General features: G+C 42.2%; 13 protein-coding genes, 1 pseudogene and 1 riboswitch. Of the genes and pseudogenes, 11 read left to right on the plus strand and 3 right to left on the minus strand.

The genetic code is table 11. From position 1 onward, the window contains the following. Positions 1 to 22 precede the first annotated feature (22 nt). The 7 genes and pseudogenes from NFS18_RS12190 (at position 23) to NFS18_RS12220 (ending at position 7,358) form a co-directional block, all read left to right on the plus strand. Positions 23 to 1,639: a mannitol dehydrogenase family protein gene (locus NFS18_RS12190; RefSeq protein WP_251390485.1), complete on the plus strand. Its 1,617-nt coding sequence runs from the start codon at positions 23 to 25 to the stop codon at positions 1,637 to 1,639. A gap of 270 nt (positions 1,640 to 1,909) precedes the next feature. Further along, positions 1,910 to 2,773 carry a 5-dehydro-4-deoxy-D-glucuronate isomerase gene (gene kduI, locus NFS18_RS12195; protein WP_251390528.1) on the plus strand — a complete coding sequence of 288 codons (864 nt, stop codon included), beginning with the start codon at positions 1,910 to 1,912 and terminating at the stop codon, positions 2,771 to 2,773. A 49-nt stretch (positions 2,774 to 2,822) separates the two neighbouring features. Further along, positions 2,823 to 3,461 (plus strand): RpiB/LacA/LacB family sugar-phosphate isomerase, encoded by a 639-nt coding sequence (locus NFS18_RS12200; protein ID WP_251390487.1) that lies wholly within the window; start codon positions 2,823 to 2,825, stop codon positions 3,459 to 3,461. Positions 3,462 to 3,473: 12 nt separating this feature from the next. Beyond that, a complete protein-coding gene (locus NFS18_RS12205; protein ID WP_251390489.1) occupies positions 3,474 to 4,286 on the plus strand; it encodes a sugar phosphate isomerase/epimerase family protein in 813 nt (270 codons plus the stop codon). 251 nt (positions 4,287 to 4,537) lie between these two features. Further along, complete coding sequence (dctP, locus tag NFS18_RS12210; RefSeq protein ID WP_251390490.1) at positions 4,538 to 5,560, plus strand: TRAP transporter substrate-binding protein DctP; 1,023 nt, start codon at positions 4,538 to 4,540, stop codon at positions 5,558 to 5,560. Positions 5,561 to 5,571: 11 nt separating this feature from the next. Continuing rightward, entirely contained in the window at positions 5,572 to 6,051 is a 480-nt protein-coding gene (locus tag NFS18_RS12215) for a TRAP transporter small permease (protein ID WP_251390492.1), read from the plus strand. After that, positions 6,052 to 7,358, plus strand: a pseudogene (locus NFS18_RS12220) (TRAP transporter large permease). Between the two features lie 82 nt (positions 7,359 to 7,440). Here the strand turns inward: NFS18_RS12220 and NFS18_RS12225 are convergent. Then, positions 7,441 to 8,328 (minus strand): helix-turn-helix transcriptional regulator, encoded by an 888-nt coding sequence (locus NFS18_RS12225; protein WP_251390493.1) that lies wholly within the window; start codon positions 8,326 to 8,328, stop codon positions 7,441 to 7,443. A 179-nt stretch (positions 8,329 to 8,507) separates the two neighbouring features. Here NFS18_RS12225 and NFS18_RS12230 point away from each other — a divergent pair, with 179 nt between their 5' ends. Next, the gene (locus tag NFS18_RS12230; RefSeq protein WP_251390495.1) at positions 8,508 to 9,623 is read left to right on the plus strand and encodes a glycoside hydrolase family 88/105 protein; all 1,116 of its coding nucleotides are present in this window, start codon (positions 8,508 to 8,510) and stop codon (positions 9,621 to 9,623) included. Between the two features lie 72 nt (positions 9,624 to 9,695). Beyond that, complete coding sequence (locus NFS18_RS12235) at positions 9,696 to 10,499, plus strand: gluconate 5-dehydrogenase (protein WP_251390497.1); 804 nt, start codon at positions 9,696 to 9,698, stop codon at positions 10,497 to 10,499. Positions 10,500 to 10,583: 84 nt separating this feature from the next. Here NFS18_RS12235 and NFS18_RS12240 read toward each other — a convergent pair whose 3' ends face one another. Then, complete coding sequence (locus NFS18_RS12240) at positions 10,584 to 11,975, minus strand: alanine/glycine:cation symporter family protein (protein ID WP_251390499.1); 1,392 nt, start codon at positions 11,973 to 11,975, stop codon at positions 10,584 to 10,586. 172 nt (positions 11,976 to 12,147) lie between these two features. Continuing rightward, positions 12,148 to 12,240: riboswitch (glycine riboswitch) on the minus strand. 116 nt (positions 12,241 to 12,356) lie between these two features. After that, positions 12,357 to 13,136 carry an IclR family transcriptional regulator gene (locus tag NFS18_RS12245; protein ID WP_251390501.1) on the minus strand — a complete coding sequence of 260 codons (780 nt, stop codon included), beginning with the start codon at positions 13,134 to 13,136 and terminating at the stop codon, positions 12,357 to 12,359. Positions 13,137 to 13,623: 487 nt separating this feature from the next. Between NFS18_RS12245 and NFS18_RS12250 the strand changes: the two genes are divergently transcribed. Together NFS18_RS12250 and NFS18_RS12255 are read left to right on the plus strand one after the other, a co-directional pair. Beyond that, complete coding sequence (locus NFS18_RS12250) at positions 13,624 to 13,986, plus strand: VOC family protein (RefSeq protein ID WP_251390503.1); 363 nt, start codon at positions 13,624 to 13,626, stop codon at positions 13,984 to 13,986. Positions 13,987 to 14,316: 330 nt separating this feature from the next. Then, positions 14,317 to 14,958, plus strand: coding sequence for a bifunctional 4-hydroxy-2-oxoglutarate aldolase/2-dehydro-3-deoxy-phosphogluconate aldolase (locus NFS18_RS12255; protein WP_251390506.1), 642 nt, complete (start codon positions 14,317 to 14,319; stop codon positions 14,956 to 14,958). Positions 14,959 to 14,968 lie beyond the last annotated feature (10 nt).

Genomic DNA, 14,968 nt, shown 5'->3' on the forward strand with positions numbered 1-14,968 from the left:
ATTAGAAAGGAATGTCAATAACATGAAATTGAATTTACAGGGAATTGCGGACAAAGCACAGTGGGAAGCAAAAGGCTACAAGCTGCCCCGGTTTGATATGGACAAGATGATTGCGGCAACAAAGGAAAATCCGTTTTGGATTCACTTTGGGGCGGGCAACTTGTTCCGTGCATTTCATGCCAATGTGGTGCAGAATATGCTGAACAACGGCGATCTGGACAGAGGTCTGATCGTTGCAGAAGGCTTTGATTACGAAATCGTAGAAAAAATGTACGCGCCTCACGATAATCTGGGAATTGCCGCAACGTTAAAAGCTGACGGCACGATCGAGAAAACGGTAGTAGGAAGCGTTGCAGAATCACTCCCGCTGGATTCGGAAAATGAAGCAGCTTACGGAAGACTGAAAGAAATTTTTGCAAAAGAGTCTTTGCAGATAGCAACATTTACCATTACAGAGAAGGGATACAGTCTGGTGAACGGACGCGGAGAACAGCTTCCGGATGTAACGGCAGATTTTGCGGCAGGCCCGGAGAAACCGGCAAGCTACATGGGAAAAGTGACATCTTTATTGTATGCAAGATATAAAGCTGGAGAGTTCCCGATCGCTATGGTAAGTACAGATAACTGTTCTCACAATGGAGATAAGTTGTATGCGGCAGTGGCAGCGTTTGCAAAAGCTTGGGCAGAGAATGACAAGGCAGAGCAAGGATTTGTGGAATATATTGATTCTGATAAAGTATCTTTTACATGGAGCATGATCGATAAGATTACGCCAAGACCGGACGCTTCCGTAGAAGCGATCCTTCTGGAAGATGGTGTGGAAGAGCTGGAGCCTGTGATTACTTCTAAAAATACTTATGTGGCTCCATTTGTCAATGCAGAGGAGACCGAGTACCTGGTCATTGAGGATGATTTTCCGAACGGACGCCCGGATCTGACAAAGGGAGGGCTGATGTTCACAGACAGAGAGACAGTAGACAAGGTAGAGAAGATGAAAGTATGTACTTGTCTGAATCCGCTTCATACCTGTCTGGCAATCTATGGATGCATTCTCGGATATCAGAAGATTTCTGATGAAATGAAGGATACAGAGCTGAAAAAACTGGTTGAGACAGTGGGCTATGTAGAAGGTCTTCCGGTAGTTGTGAATCCAGGCATTCTGGATCCGAAGGAGTTTATCGATACAGTGCTGAATGTGCGTGTACCGAATCCGTTTATGCCGGATACCCCGCAGAGAATCGCAACGGACACTTCTCAGAAGCTGGCAATTCGTTTTGGCGAGACGATTAAGGCTTATGCGGAGTCTGATGAACTGGATGTGGCTTCTTTAAAGCTGATCCCGCTTGTGTTTGCAGGATGGCTGCGTTATCTGATGGCAGTAGATGATGCGGGCAGCGCATTTGAACTGAGTCCGGATCCGCTGCTGGATACAGTCTGTCCGTATGTTGCAGGCTTCAAGCTGGGTGAAGTGGGAGATGTTGCCGAGATTGAGACAGTATTGAAACCGGTTCTTGAAAATACAAAGATTTTTGGTGTCAATCTGTACGAAATCGGTATGGCAGAGAAAGTCTGTGAGTACTTCAAAGAACTGACGGCAGGGGTCGGTGCAGTACGTGAGACATTGAAGAAGTATGTATAAAGGTAAATAAGTGACAAGATTATTTTTGCAATATCAGGCGGCAGAAGGAGCAGCAGAAATGTTTCTACTTCTGCCGTCTGTGCATTTTATCGGAACAGAAATATTGAATTTTTACAATTAATCAAAAAAAATGGGGTTTGTACGCTGATAATTTCAATTGAAATAAATTAATAATTTGGTATAATAGGTTTGAATGAAGACAGTATGTACTTTGTTTATAAATATTGTCCGTATGGAACGGAGAATGTAAAAAGAAAGGCGGAAGAAATGATGGAACTGAGAACGGCAGCATCACCAAGAGATGTGAAACACTATACAACAGAAAGGCTGAGAGAGGAATTTTTGATTCCGAAGCTTTTTTTTGAGGATGATATTAAGCTGGTATACAGTCATATTGATAGAATTATCACCGGAGGCGCTATGCCGGTGAAGGAGACGCTGGTACTGACAGCGGGTGACGAACTTCGTGCAGAGTATTTCCTTGAGAGAAGAGAGCTTGGCGTGATCAATATCGGGGGAACAGGAGTGATCACAGTGGACGGCAAGGAATATACTGTGGAGCATAAACAGGGAATGTATATTGGAATGGGCTCTAAGGATATTTCCTTTGCAAGTGCAGACGCAGCGGCTCCGGCGAAGTTTTATCTGAACAGTGCGCCGGCACATATGACATATCCGACCGTTCTGATCAAAAGAGATGGAACACCAAAGGACGGTGTTGTTATCATCAAGGATGAGAACAAGGTTGAGCTTGGATGTCTGGAGGATTCTAACCACCGTACAATCTGCAAATACATTTTGCCGGGACAGGTAGAGAGCTGCCAGTTGGAGATGGGTATGACAAGTCTTGAACCGGGAAGTGTATGGAATACAATGCCGAGTCACACCCATGACAGAAGAATGGAAGTATATATGTACTTTGAGCTGCCGGAAGATGCATTTGTAATGCATTATATGGGTGAGCCGACAGAGACAAGACATATCGTAATGAGAAATGAACAGGCAGTTATTTCACCGAGCTGGTCTATACACTCAGGAAGCGGATCCAGAAATTATACCTTTATCTGGGGAATGGTTGGAGAGAATCAGGATTTTGACGATATGGACGGGATCGCAATGCAGGATCTGATGTAATTAGAAAGCGTAAGACAACGATAGATTGGTAGAGTATGGAGGAGATATTATGAAAATCGCATTAATCAATGAAAACAGCCAGGGAGCAAAGAACGCAATAATCTGTAATTCCCTGAAAAAGGTAGTAGAGCCAATGGGACACGAGGTGTTTAATTATGGTATGTATACTGCGGAGGATGAGTGTCAGCTTACATATGTACAGGTTGGTATTCTTGCAGCAGTTCTTTTGAATTCCAAGGCAGTAGATTATGTGATCACAGGCTGTGGCACAGGAGAGGGAGCAATGCTGGCGTGTAACTCTTTCCCGGGAGTTATCTGCGGACATGTTGAAGATGCTCTGGATGCGTATACATTTGCACAGATCAACGATGGAAATGCAATTGCGATTCCGTTTGCAAAAGGCTTCGGATGGGGCGGAGACTTAAATCTGGAGTATATCTTTGAAAAATTGTATGTGGAAGAGAGCGGACAGGGATATCCGAGAGAACGTGCAGTTCCGGAGCAGAGAAACAAGCGTATTCTGGATGATGTGAAGACAGTGACATACCGCAAGCTGACAGATATCCTGAAGGGGCTGGATCGTGAACTTGTAAAGGGCGCGCTGAGTGGAGAGCATTTCCAAGAGTATTTCTTTGCAAACTGTCAGGACGAAGAAATTGCGGCAGTTGTAAAAGAGATTCTGGCATAGTAGGAGAATAATATGAAAATAGGTGTGCGTGCCCATGATTACGGGAAGATGGAAATTGAGCAGTTAGCTGAGACGCTGCATGATGTCGGATACGAAGCTGCACAACTGGCGCTTCCAAAAGCATTTACGGGAATTGAAAGCTATGCGGATATCACGCCGGGGCATCTGGAGAGGATCCGGGCAGCATTTGAAAAACATAGCATTGAAATTCCGGTGTTTGGCTGCTATATGGATCTTGGCAATCCGGATGAGGATGTGAGAAGGTATGCAGTTGATACCATGAAAAGGTGTCTGGCATACAGCAAAGAGGTGGGGGCAAAGGTTCTGGGAACAGAAACTGCATACCCACACCTGACGAAGGAAGAAAAGAAACAGTGGTATCCATATATGGTGGACAGCATTAAGCGTGTGGTAGACGAAGCTGTCCGCTTAGATGTAAAGCTGGCGGTCGAACCGGTATTCTGGCACCCGCTCGAGAGTGTGGAGGCGGTGCTGGATGTGATGGGACAGGTGAAGGATGAAGCACATCTTCGGATGATTTTTGATGCTTCTAATCTGTTAGAATATCCAGATACAACAGATCAGAGGGAATATTGGACGGAGTGGCTTTCGGCAGCCGGTAAATATATCGAAGCAATGCATATCAAAGATTTTTATTTTGATCAAGATCGGAAGTATTGTCCGACACCTCTTGGAAAGGGTGCAATTGATTATCGTGCGATTTCTGAATGGCTTCATGTAAACAGACCGGATATGTATCTTCTGCGCGAGGAGATGAATCCGGAAACTGCACAGGCGGACATTACTTTTTTGCGGAATTTATAATCAGAAGAAAATATCGTTACAGTTCGCGGCCGGTTAGGCCGTGAACTGTAACAAAATATCTCCTGTATATGGGTAGAAATATTCGTATACAGGAGATATTTTTGTCTTTTTTATATCAAAAGAGTGCAATATAGTTTGAAAAAACAGGAATTATAGCAATATTGCAAAAAAAATTACATGTTTCATATGCTATGATAATCAATGTAAAGAACATCAGCGCAGATGTAAATAAAGTCGAAAGAAGGAGAGAAATGAGCAGTTTAAAAAAGAAAATCGGTGTTGCGGCTTCTGTTGTAGGACTGGCGACTGTTGTAGTTACATTTGTTTCCGTAGTAAATGCGAACAGTACAGACAAGGTGGAGATCAGACTGGCACACAACCAGTCGGCAGGATCGGAGATTGCAGATTCTATTGCAAAGTTTTCCGAATTTGCAGCAGAAGATGAATCCAAGAACCTACAGGTTGATATTTATGCCAGCGGAGTACTTGGAAGTGAAAAAGAAGAGATTGAGATGATTCAGGCAGGGATTCTGGATATGGCAAAAGTAAGCTCAAACACACTCGGACAGTTTGAGGATAAATATGCTATTTTTGCAGTTCCATATCTGTTTGTAGGTCAGGAACATTATTATGAAGCAATGGAACAAAGTGAGGAAGTTCAGAAATTATTCCAATCGACCGCCGATGACGGCTATATAGCAGTCGGATATTATGCCAATGGTTCCAGAAACTTCTATCTGAAGGAAGATGTAGAGTGTTCAGATCCATCTGTACTGAAAGGAAAGAAGATTCGTTCCATGCCGAGTTCTACTTCTATGGATATGATTTCCCGTATGGGAGGTTCTCCGGTACCGATGGCAGCAAGTGAAACGTATACATCTCTTCAGCAGGGAATTGTAGACGGTGCAGAGAATACAGAGCTTGCATTAACTGTTGACGGACATCAGGATCTGGTGAAGTCTTATACATATACAGAGCATCAGTATTCACCGGATATCTACATTATCAGTACAAAGAAGTGGAACAGCCTTACAGACGAGCAGAAGGTATATCTGACAGAATGTCTGGAAAAGACAAATGAGAACTTTAAGAGTCTGTATAATGGCATGATGGAGGATGCAATTAAAGAGGCGGAATCCAAAGGCGTTACTGTATATAGAGATATTGATAAGTCGGTATTTATCGAAGCGGTATCTCCGATTCATGACGACTTCTGTGCAAAGGGAGAGGATTACAAGGCTCTTTACGAAGATATTCAGAAGTACGCAAAATAGGGGGGAATGATATGAAACGATTGAATCAGATTTTGGAATATATACTTGCCCTGCTTATGGCTGTCATGGTGGCAGGGTGTTTCTGGCAGATTTTTACCAGATTTGTGTTAAATAATCCAAGTCAGTGGACAGAAGAATTTCTTCGTTATGCGCTGATCTGGCTGACAATGCTCGGAGTTCCGTATGCGTATGGAAAAGAACAGCATATTTCCATTGGTTTTATAACCAACACATTTACAAAAAGAGGAACTGTAAAGGATAAGATTTTTATTGAAATTCTTGTGTTGTTCCTGAGCACATTCGTTATGATCGCGGGCGGTATCATGGTGTCTGTGAATGCAGCGGGCCAGACCTCGCCGGCACTTCATATTCCGATGCAGTTTTATTATATAGGAGTTCCGATCTGCGGTATTTTGATGGTAGTATATTGCATTCCGCGGCTGGTCGGATTTATCAAAGAATACAAAGAACTGAAAAAGGAGGAGAAATAAATGGAATTACAAGCGGCTATTGTTCTCGTTATTTTATTCTTTTTCCTGCTTGCAATGAGCGTTCCTGTATCATTTAGTATCATTGCATCTGCAATGATTACGATTATTATGTTCCTGACTCCGCAGTTTGGAATGTTTATCTCTGCACAAAAGCTTGTAAGCGGTATTGATAGTTTTACACTGCTTGCTGTTCCGTTCTTCATTCTTGCCGGACAGTTGATGAGCAGCGGCGGTATAGCGAAACGTCTGATTAATCTGGCAATGCTGTTCTTGGGGAAAGTACCGGGTTCTCTCGCACTGACTAATATTGCGGGAAATGCAATGTTTGGTTCTCTGTGTCCGGTTCTGGTATTGCTGCGGCAACCGCAATTGGGGGAGTTATGAATCCTCTTGAAAAAGAAATGGGTTATGACGAAGGCTTCTCTGCGGCAACAAATATTGCGACAGCGCCGGTGGGTCAGTTGATTCCACCAACGAATGCGTTTATCGTATATTCTGCGGCAAGCGGCGGCGCTTCAGTAGCAACGTTGTTTATGGCAGGCTGGATTCCGGGGTTGCTTTGGGCAGGGCTTTGTATGATCGTGGCATTTATTTATGCCAGAAAACAAGGATATGTTGTTAAAAGTGACAAAATGACATTTAAAATTGTAATGAAAACTATCTGGGATGCGATCCCGAGCCTTCTATTGATCGTGATCATTATCGGCGGAATCCTGTCCGGTAAATTTACACCGACAGAGGCGTCAGGCGTGGCAGTTATTTATGCATTTATTTTGTCGTTGTTTGTTTACAAGAGTATTAAATTATCTGAGATGAAGCAGATATTAGTAGAAGCAGGTGTGATGACTACGATTGTAATGCTGATCATCGGAGCATCTTCCGTATTGTCCTTTGTATTGTCCTTTACAGGACTGCCGCAGGCAATCAGTAATCTGATGCTCGGAATCTCCAGTAATAAGGTTGTTATTCTTCTGTTGATCAATGTGATCCTGCTGATTGTCGGAACTTTTATGGACATGGCTCCTGCACTGCTGATTTTTACGCCGATTTTCCTTCCTGTTATCAGAAATATTGGAATGGATCCGATTCAGTTTGGTGTTATGATGGTTATGAACCTTTCCATAGGTACTGTAACTCCGCCGGTAGGAAGTGTTCTGTTTGTCGGATGTAGTGTTGCGAAACTGAGAGTAGAAGATGTAGTTAAGCGGTTAATTCCATACTTTGCGGCAATTGTGATCGGACTTCTGTTTGTTACATTTGTTCCAGCATTCAGTACATGGCTTCCAACTGCACTGGGATTGATGTAAGATATGATACAGGGAGCGGAGTTCTCTGTATCACAAATAACAGTTCAGCAATATTGCTGAACTGTTATAGGATAAGGCGGTATCAAGGATTGGTGGGAATATTGGTGTGTGTGACGATATTAAGTGTTTTACGGTATTTTAACGGAGAAATAGTCATATATGTTTTAAATGTTTTTTCAAAATGTGTAAGACTTCCGTATCCCACCAGCTCTGCAATAGCGCTGACAGAATAGTCGGTTTCTTCCAGATAACGCTTTGCCCGCTGAATGCGGTGGATGTTGATATACTCACTGACGGTATATCCTGTGACTTCTTTAAACACCCGGCAGATATAATATTTGCTCAGAAAAAATTGAGAAGACAAGGTATCCAGCGTAACATTCTGAGAGTTGTTTTGGGAAAGATAATCGGCAATTTCATAAACATGGCTGTATTTACCGTCATTGTTCAGGAAGGCGATCTGTTGGGATTGAAAATCAAGCTCCCGGCCGAGATGGAGAAAATAAGAGGTGACGGCAAGCTCGATTGCCTGTTTGTAATTTCTCTTTTTCTCTTTGTGTTCCTGCTTGAACAGATAATATAAATTCATAAACTGTTCCTGCTGGTCAGGTGTCAGATGGTAGATACCGTAGTGTTCGTGAAAAAAGCGGACCAGTTGTAAAGTCGGATATTTTGCATCTATATCCTGCATTTTTTGACCAGTCACATACAAAATGATCCGATTGTGTCCGGTATCGTTTTCAGACACAGATTTGGTCATGTGGATCAGGTTGGTATCCACAAGGATCAAATCCCCCTTTTGGGCGATGAAATTACGGTTATTAAAGAAAAACAGGCGTTCCCCTTCCAAGATATAGAAAATTTCATATTCATTGTGAAAATGTTTGACACGCATATCAAACTTTCCGTACCGTACCATATGTTCAAGGGAGATGCCGTCAATTGATGCATAATAAGTTACCTTTTCCAACTGTTCACCTGCTTTCAGTTATTTCTTTATTAGGAGTATATAATAAAAAACAGAAAAATGCTATAGGGGATAGAGTGGAAATATTTTGTGAAATATTTTGTATGGATTCATTCCGTTAATGTGCACAGCAGCAAGCTGTGAGCAGTAACGGAAAATATCGATAGGAGGACAATACGAAAGTGTATGAGACAGAATTGAGAAAAAAACTGAATTTAGTGATCGATAAACTGCTTAGCTTAGGCGGACCGGACAATGTGAAGGAATTAGAGGAATCCGGCGGAGAAGCAATCGGTTTTTTTGCAAGAGATTTTGGGATCCGTGAGTGGGACTGGCCGCAGGGGGTCGGACTATATGGATTGCTGAAGATGATGCAGTATGATGCGAATGAGGAATATAAAAAATTTCTTTACGACTGGTTTAAAGAGAACATTGCACAGGGGCTTCCATCCAGAAATATCAATACAACCACCCCCCTTCTGACTTTGGCTGAGTTGAATGAGTATTATCATGATCCTCAGTTTGAAGAATTGTGTGTAGATTGGGCGAAATGGCTGATGAACTGTATCCCAAGAACAAAAGAGGGAGGATTCCAGCATGTAACAAGCGCCAACGGAGACCGTCAGGGTGTGCGTTTAAACGAAAGTGAAATGTGGATCGACACATTGTTTATGACTGTTTTATTTTTAAATAAGATGGGACAGAAATATCAGAACGAAGAATGGATCAATGAAGGGATTCATCAGGTGCTGATGCATATCAAATATTTGTATGACAAACAGACGGGATTGTTTTATCATGGCTGGTCGTTCAATGCGAACAATAATTTTGGCGGGATCTTCTGGTGCCGCGGAAACAGTTGGTTTACATTGGGGATCCTGGATTATATTGAGATGTTTAAGGGGACTTTGAATCAGGCTGTAAAGACATTTATTATCGATATATATAAGGCGCAGGTGAAGGCATTGAAAGAATTACAGGCGCCGAGCGGCCTCTGGCATACTGTATTGACCGATACAGACAGTTATGAGGAAGTATCTGGATCAGCAGCTATTACTTGTGGTATTTTGAAAGGGATCCGATTGGGAATTCTGGATGATTCATATCTGCCATGTGCAAAAAAAGGACTCGATGGTATCCTGAAAAATATTGATAAAAATGGTACTGTATTAAATGTATCAGGCGGTACAGGAATGGGAATGAATGCAGAGCATTATAAGAACATTCTTATTGCGCCGATGGCGTATGGACAGTCATTGACTATCCTGGCGCTTGCTGAAGCTTTGCTTCACATTTGAATTGTGGTATTTACGGGGGAACCCGTTAATGCAAATAAATAACCATTTCAAGATAAGAGAGGAGAAAATGCAATGGATTTTACAAAGAAATTTTCATTGGAAGGTAAAGTGGCTCTGGTAACAGGTGCTTCTTACGGAATTGGATTTGCAATTGCAACTGCATATGCAGAAGCAGGCGCAACAATTGTATTTAATGATATCAAAGAAGAATTAGTAGAGAAGGGAATCGCTTCATACAAAGAATTAGGCATCGATGCTCATGGATATGTATGTGACGTAACAAATGAAGAGCAGGTAAATACTATGGTTGCACAGATTGAAAAGGAAGTCGGAGTGATCGACATTCTTGTAAACAATGCGGGTATTATCAAGAGAATCCCAATGTGCGAGATGAGTGCAGCAGAATTCAGACAGGTGATCGATGTAGATCTGAACGCTCCGTTCATCGTATCTAAGGCAGTTATTCCGGCCATGATTAAAAAGGGTCACGGAAAGATTATCAACATCTGTTCTATGATGAGTGAACTTGGACGTGAAACTGTTTCTGCTTATGCAGCAGCTAAGGGTGGACTTAAGATGCTGACAAAGAACATTGCGTCAGAGTACGGTGAATTTAATATTCAGTGTAACGGTATCGGACCTGGATATATTGCAACACCACAGACAGCTCCGCTACGTGAGAGACAGGAAGACGGAAGCAGACATCCGTTTGACCAGTTTATTATCGCTAAGACACCGGCAGCAAGATGGGGAGAGGCTTCTGATCTTGCGGGTCCGGCAGTATTCCTGGCTTCTGAGGCATCTGATTTTGTTAACGGACATGTTCTGTATGTAGACGGCGGAATTCTGGCTTACATCGGTAAGCAGCCACAATAATTTTAATAGAAAGAAAAAAGCGGCAGGAGTGTGGGTACAATACTCCTGCCGTTTTAATGCTTTAGAAAAAAGATTGTGTATTTCTTACAGTTTATTTGCCCGCTTCATTGCAGATACGACCATACCTCCTAATGCAAACAATGCCAGCGCATTCGGGATAACCATCAGATTGTTAAACATATCAGATAATTCCCATACTAAATCATTAGAAGCCAGCGTTCCAAGGAAGATAAATACAAGTGCGATCACTGTATAAATCTTGGTTGATTTCTCACCGAATAAGTATGCAACATTGATCTTTCCGAACAGATTCCATCCCAAAATCGTAGAAAATGCAAAGAAGAACAGTGCAATTGCAACAAACTGTGCGCCGAACTGTTCACCAAAAACAGTACCAAAAGCAGTCTGTGCAAGATTTGCCTTTCCAACCATTTCCAGGGCTTCGCCGGTATATCCGTTAGCAAGGATTCCGTCCTTTGTATATAAAGTAGAAATGACAACCAGTGCGTTCAGTGTCAGAACGACAAATGTATCAATAAATACACCTACCATGGCAACACAGCCTTGTTCATGCGGGTTTTTTACTTGTGCCAGTGCGTGGGCGTGCGGAGTGGAACCCATACCTGCCTCATTAGAGAAAAGTCCACGTTTTGCGCCCTGTGTCATAGCTGTTTTGATCGCCGCACCCAAAGAACCACCTATGATCGCCTGAGGCTGAAATGCGTATGTGAATATCATGCCTATGGTTGCTGGAAGATATTGAATACGTGCGATCAGTACAACCAGTCCGCCGAGCAGGAAAACAGCAGCCATGATTGGGACGATTTTTTCAGTTACGGAAGCAAGTCTCTTAATACCGCCCAGGAAAATAAAGCCACAGATGATAACCAGAATAATTCCAATTACCCATGAGGGGATTCCAAAAGCAGTTTCACAGGTAGAGCCGATGGAATTGGACTGCACCATACATCCGAAGAATCCCAGAGCCAGTGTGATGGCAATTGCAAAGAATCCGGCAAGGAATTTACCAAAAGAACCCTTGAAGGCAGTGGTGATGTAATATACCGGACCGCCTTTGATGATGCCGTCTTTCTGCACGATGCGTGTTTCCTGTGCAAGTGTTGCTTCTGCATAGATGGTGGCCATTCCGAAGAAAGCAATGATCCACATCCAGAAAATAGCTCCCGGCCCTCCTGTCAGGATTGCTCCGGATGCGCCGACAATGTTTCCGGTTCCGACCTGTGCGGCAATTGCGGTTGCCAGAGCCTGAAAGGAACTCATGCCGGCATCGTGCTTTTTACCATTTAATGTCAGTGATCCGAAGACACGGGACATACCTTCTTTGAAACAACGAATCTGTACAAAACGGGTTTTAATGGAATAAAATAGTCCGACAGCGATCAGCATGATAAACAGAATGTAGTCAGACAGGTAACTGTTGATTGTTTGAACAATCGGTAATAAAGTTTCAGACATTTTTCTCTCTCCTTTAAAAACAATATGTAATCTTGATATTACTGCAGTTTGTTATATACTTTGTATTTTTATCATTCTGTAATATCAAAAAGAGCAGCCATTGAAGCAGCTGCTCTGAAAAAACGCATATAAATCATGAGAAAAGACGATAAAACAACCCCCAAAGCGGGGAAATTGTCACTCTGTCTCCTTTACCTGAGAGATTCAGTCCTGACAGACCTTACACCTTCGGTACTCATACATGAGTTTTTCCAGAGTATTCTCCGCCTCCAGTCTCTCATATATAAGATTCAAGAGGTTTCAACGAATCCTGCTTTATCTTAGCACAGTATGAAAGAGGTGTCAATCTATTCAGTGGTGAAACCTTCTTATAAATATTAATTAAATGCCAATTTCACGTTCAATCTGTTGTTTGGTTTTTAAGATCATCTCTTTTAACACTAAAATCCGTTCATCACTCATGCGGTCCTTGGGAGCAGAGATGCTGATGGCATAAGTGGACTTGCCGTTGTAACCTTTCAAAGAAACTGCAATACATCGGACTCCCAGTTCATTTTCCTCATTGTCCATAGCATAACCATTTTGGCGTACTTCGTTAATGAGAATCATAAAATCTACATATCTGGTGACCGTGTATTCCGTAAGTTGGCGAATGGAACTTCGTTTCCAGATAGATTCAATTTTCTCATCCGGCATATCTGCAAGCATTGCTTTGCCCACGCCGGAGCAATACAGCGGAATACTTTTTCCGACCATGGAGATCATACGGACGGAATTCAGGGATGCCTCTACCTTATCAATATAAGTAGCGTTGGTGCCGTCTATCTGTACCAGATGAACTGTCTCACCGGAATGAGCGGAAAGAGCCTTGATATAGGGACGGGCAATGTCGATCATGCTGTTTTTCTCCAAAATCTGATTGGAAAGACTACAGATCTTAAAGCTGAGACTATATTTGGAAGATTCTGTGTCCTGACGTACATAATCCATACAGATCAGAGAGTTTAAAATTCTATGAACTGTGCTTTTATTTAGTCCTAACGTTGTACTTAATTCTTGAAGACCCATGGCGCCGTTCTGCGCCAGACATTCAATTGTGCTGAAAATGCGTTCCGATACTTGTATCGGGTTTTTCTGTACTTCATTCTGTTCATTTTCCATGTGGAAATCCTCCATTCATCAAGTCCTGCCTGTAAGAGCATCATCTTTTAGGATGTATCGAATTATAAAACCAAGTTTCATGATATGAAATACTAAAAGCATTGTAGCATGCTTTAAGAAAAATCGCAATTGTATGTTTTGATAAGCGCAGTAAACAATTGTAACTATGTTACTGTCATCACTTTATTAGTCGGACACCTTGCAGCGTAGTGCAAGGTGCCGTAACAGTTCAGCCCAGGACTTTGCACTGGCTGCAAAGTCTGTGAAATAACGTACAGGTAGAGATGCATCAAGCCACCACGAAGTGGTTTTGCATGGCTTGATGCCTGTAACAGGAAGCCGAAGGCTGAACTGTTACAAGGTGCCGTGTGAACTGTTACAAACAATTGACATATAAACAGAACAGTGTATAATAAAAATATAATCCATAATATGAAATGGAATTTCATATTATAAAACTACGAATAAAAATAGAAGGAGAATGGACATGAGTGAAGAAATGAAAACAAAATTTGGTTTTGAACTGCGCCATGTTGGAATCAATTGCGAGAATGAGGAAGAGGCAGTTAAGGTGGCTGAGAGATTTGAGACTCTTTTCGGATTTCCGAAGAAGGCAGGCAACAGTTCTGTATTTGCCGGAACAGGTGTAGAAGTGATGAAAACGCCATATCTTGGAAAAAATGGACATATTGCGATCGGAACAACGGATATTGAGGGCGCTGTGAAGTATCTGGAGTCTATTGGCGCAGAGTTTGATCTGGAAACTGCAAAGTACAAAAATGAAAAAATGATTGCTATTTATATGAAAGAAGAGCTGGGCGGTTTCGCCGTGCATCTTGTGCAGAAATAAAGTCAGAATGCGCTTTATAGTTTGACTCAGGATATTGCTTGTTACTGTGAGCGGAATGAACAATAACCTCTGTTTTTGTGCAAAATCCCCAGAAGAAAGTAGATACATTTATGGGAAGAATCATGTACTTTGTATATTATTGATAAAAACAAGAAAAAGGTTTGAAATGTGTTGACAAGGTTATAATATGGAGTATAATAAAATCAAGAAGTTCACTATATGAAATATGATTTCACAATATGAAACTAGAAAATGTGAAGAATACAAGAAATATATGAATAGGTTCATATTGATGTGTGATCATGCGTAAGCAGATAAGGAGAATGAAAAATGTGTAATGTATCAGAGACAATTCAGAAAATGGGTGTAGTACCGGTTGTTGTTTTGAATGACGCAAAGGATGCGGCTCCATTGGCGAAAGCATTATGTGAAGGAGGTCTTCCGTGTGCAGAGGTAACATTCCGTACAGAAGCGGCAGAAGAATCTATCCGTATTATGACAACAGAATACCCAGAGATGTTCGTAGGAGCAGGTACTGTTCTGACAATTGATCAGGTTGACCGTGCAGTTGCAGCAGGCGCGAAGTTCATTGTAAGTCCGGGATTTGATCCGGAGATCGTTGACTACTGTCTGAGTAAAGAAATTCCGGTATATCCGGGATGTATTACACCATCAGAGGTTGCACAGGCTGTCAAGAGAGGACTTAAGGTAGTGAAGTTCTTCCCGGCAGAGCAGTTTGGCGGTGTTGCAACGATCAAGGCTCTTGCAGCTCCATATGTAGGTGTGAAGTTTATGCCGACAGGCGGGGTAAGCGCAAAGAATCTGGAAAGCTATCTGTCATGTGACAAGATCGTGGCATGCGGCGGAAGCTGGATGGTAAAAGGAAGCCTTGTGGCAGAAGGTAAATTTGACGAAATTAAAGATCTAGTAAAAGAGGCTGTAGAGCTTGTAGCCGAGATTAGAAATAAATAAGAACATCTGA

The organism is Mediterraneibacter agrestimuris (genome assembly GCF_943193195.1).
Classification (GTDB): Bacteria; Bacillota; Clostridia; order Lachnospirales; family Lachnospiraceae; genus Schaedlerella; species Schaedlerella agrestimuris.

Coding starts and splice junctions, on each gene's coding strand:
- NFS18_RS12190 (WP_251390485.1), top strand. CDS start 23: ATGAAATTGAATTTACAGGGAATTGCGGACAAAGCACAGTGGGAAGCA.
- kduI (WP_251390528.1), top strand. CDS start 1,910: ATGGAACTGAGAACGGCAGCATCACCAAGAGATGTGAAACACTATACA.
- NFS18_RS12200 (WP_251390487.1), top strand. CDS start 2,823: ATGAAAATCGCATTAATCAATGAAAACAGCCAGGGAGCAAAGAACGCA.
- NFS18_RS12205 (WP_251390489.1), top strand. CDS start 3,474: ATGAAAATAGGTGTGCGTGCCCATGATTACGGGAAGATGGAAATTGAG.
- dctP (WP_251390490.1), top strand. CDS start 4,538: ATGAGCAGTTTAAAAAAGAAAATCGGTGTTGCGGCTTCTGTTGTAGGA.
- NFS18_RS12215 (WP_251390492.1), top strand. CDS start 5,572: ATGAAACGATTGAATCAGATTTTGGAATATATACTTGCCCTGCTTATG.
- NFS18_RS12235 (WP_251390497.1), top strand. CDS start 9,696: ATGGATTTTACAAAGAAATTTTCATTGGAAGGTAAAGTGGCTCTGGTA.
- NFS18_RS12240 (WP_251390499.1), bottom strand. CDS start 11,975: ATGTCTGAAACTTTATTACCGATTGTTCAAACAATCAACAGTTACCTG.
- NFS18_RS12245 (WP_251390501.1), bottom strand. CDS start 13,136: ATGGAAAATGAACAGAATGAAGTACAGAAAAACCCGATACAAGTATCG.
- NFS18_RS12250 (WP_251390503.1), top strand. CDS start 13,624: ATGAGTGAAGAAATGAAAACAAAATTTGGTTTTGAACTGCGCCATGTT.
- NFS18_RS12255 (WP_251390506.1), top strand. CDS start 14,317: ATGTGTAATGTATCAGAGACAATTCAGAAAATGGGTGTAGTACCGGTT.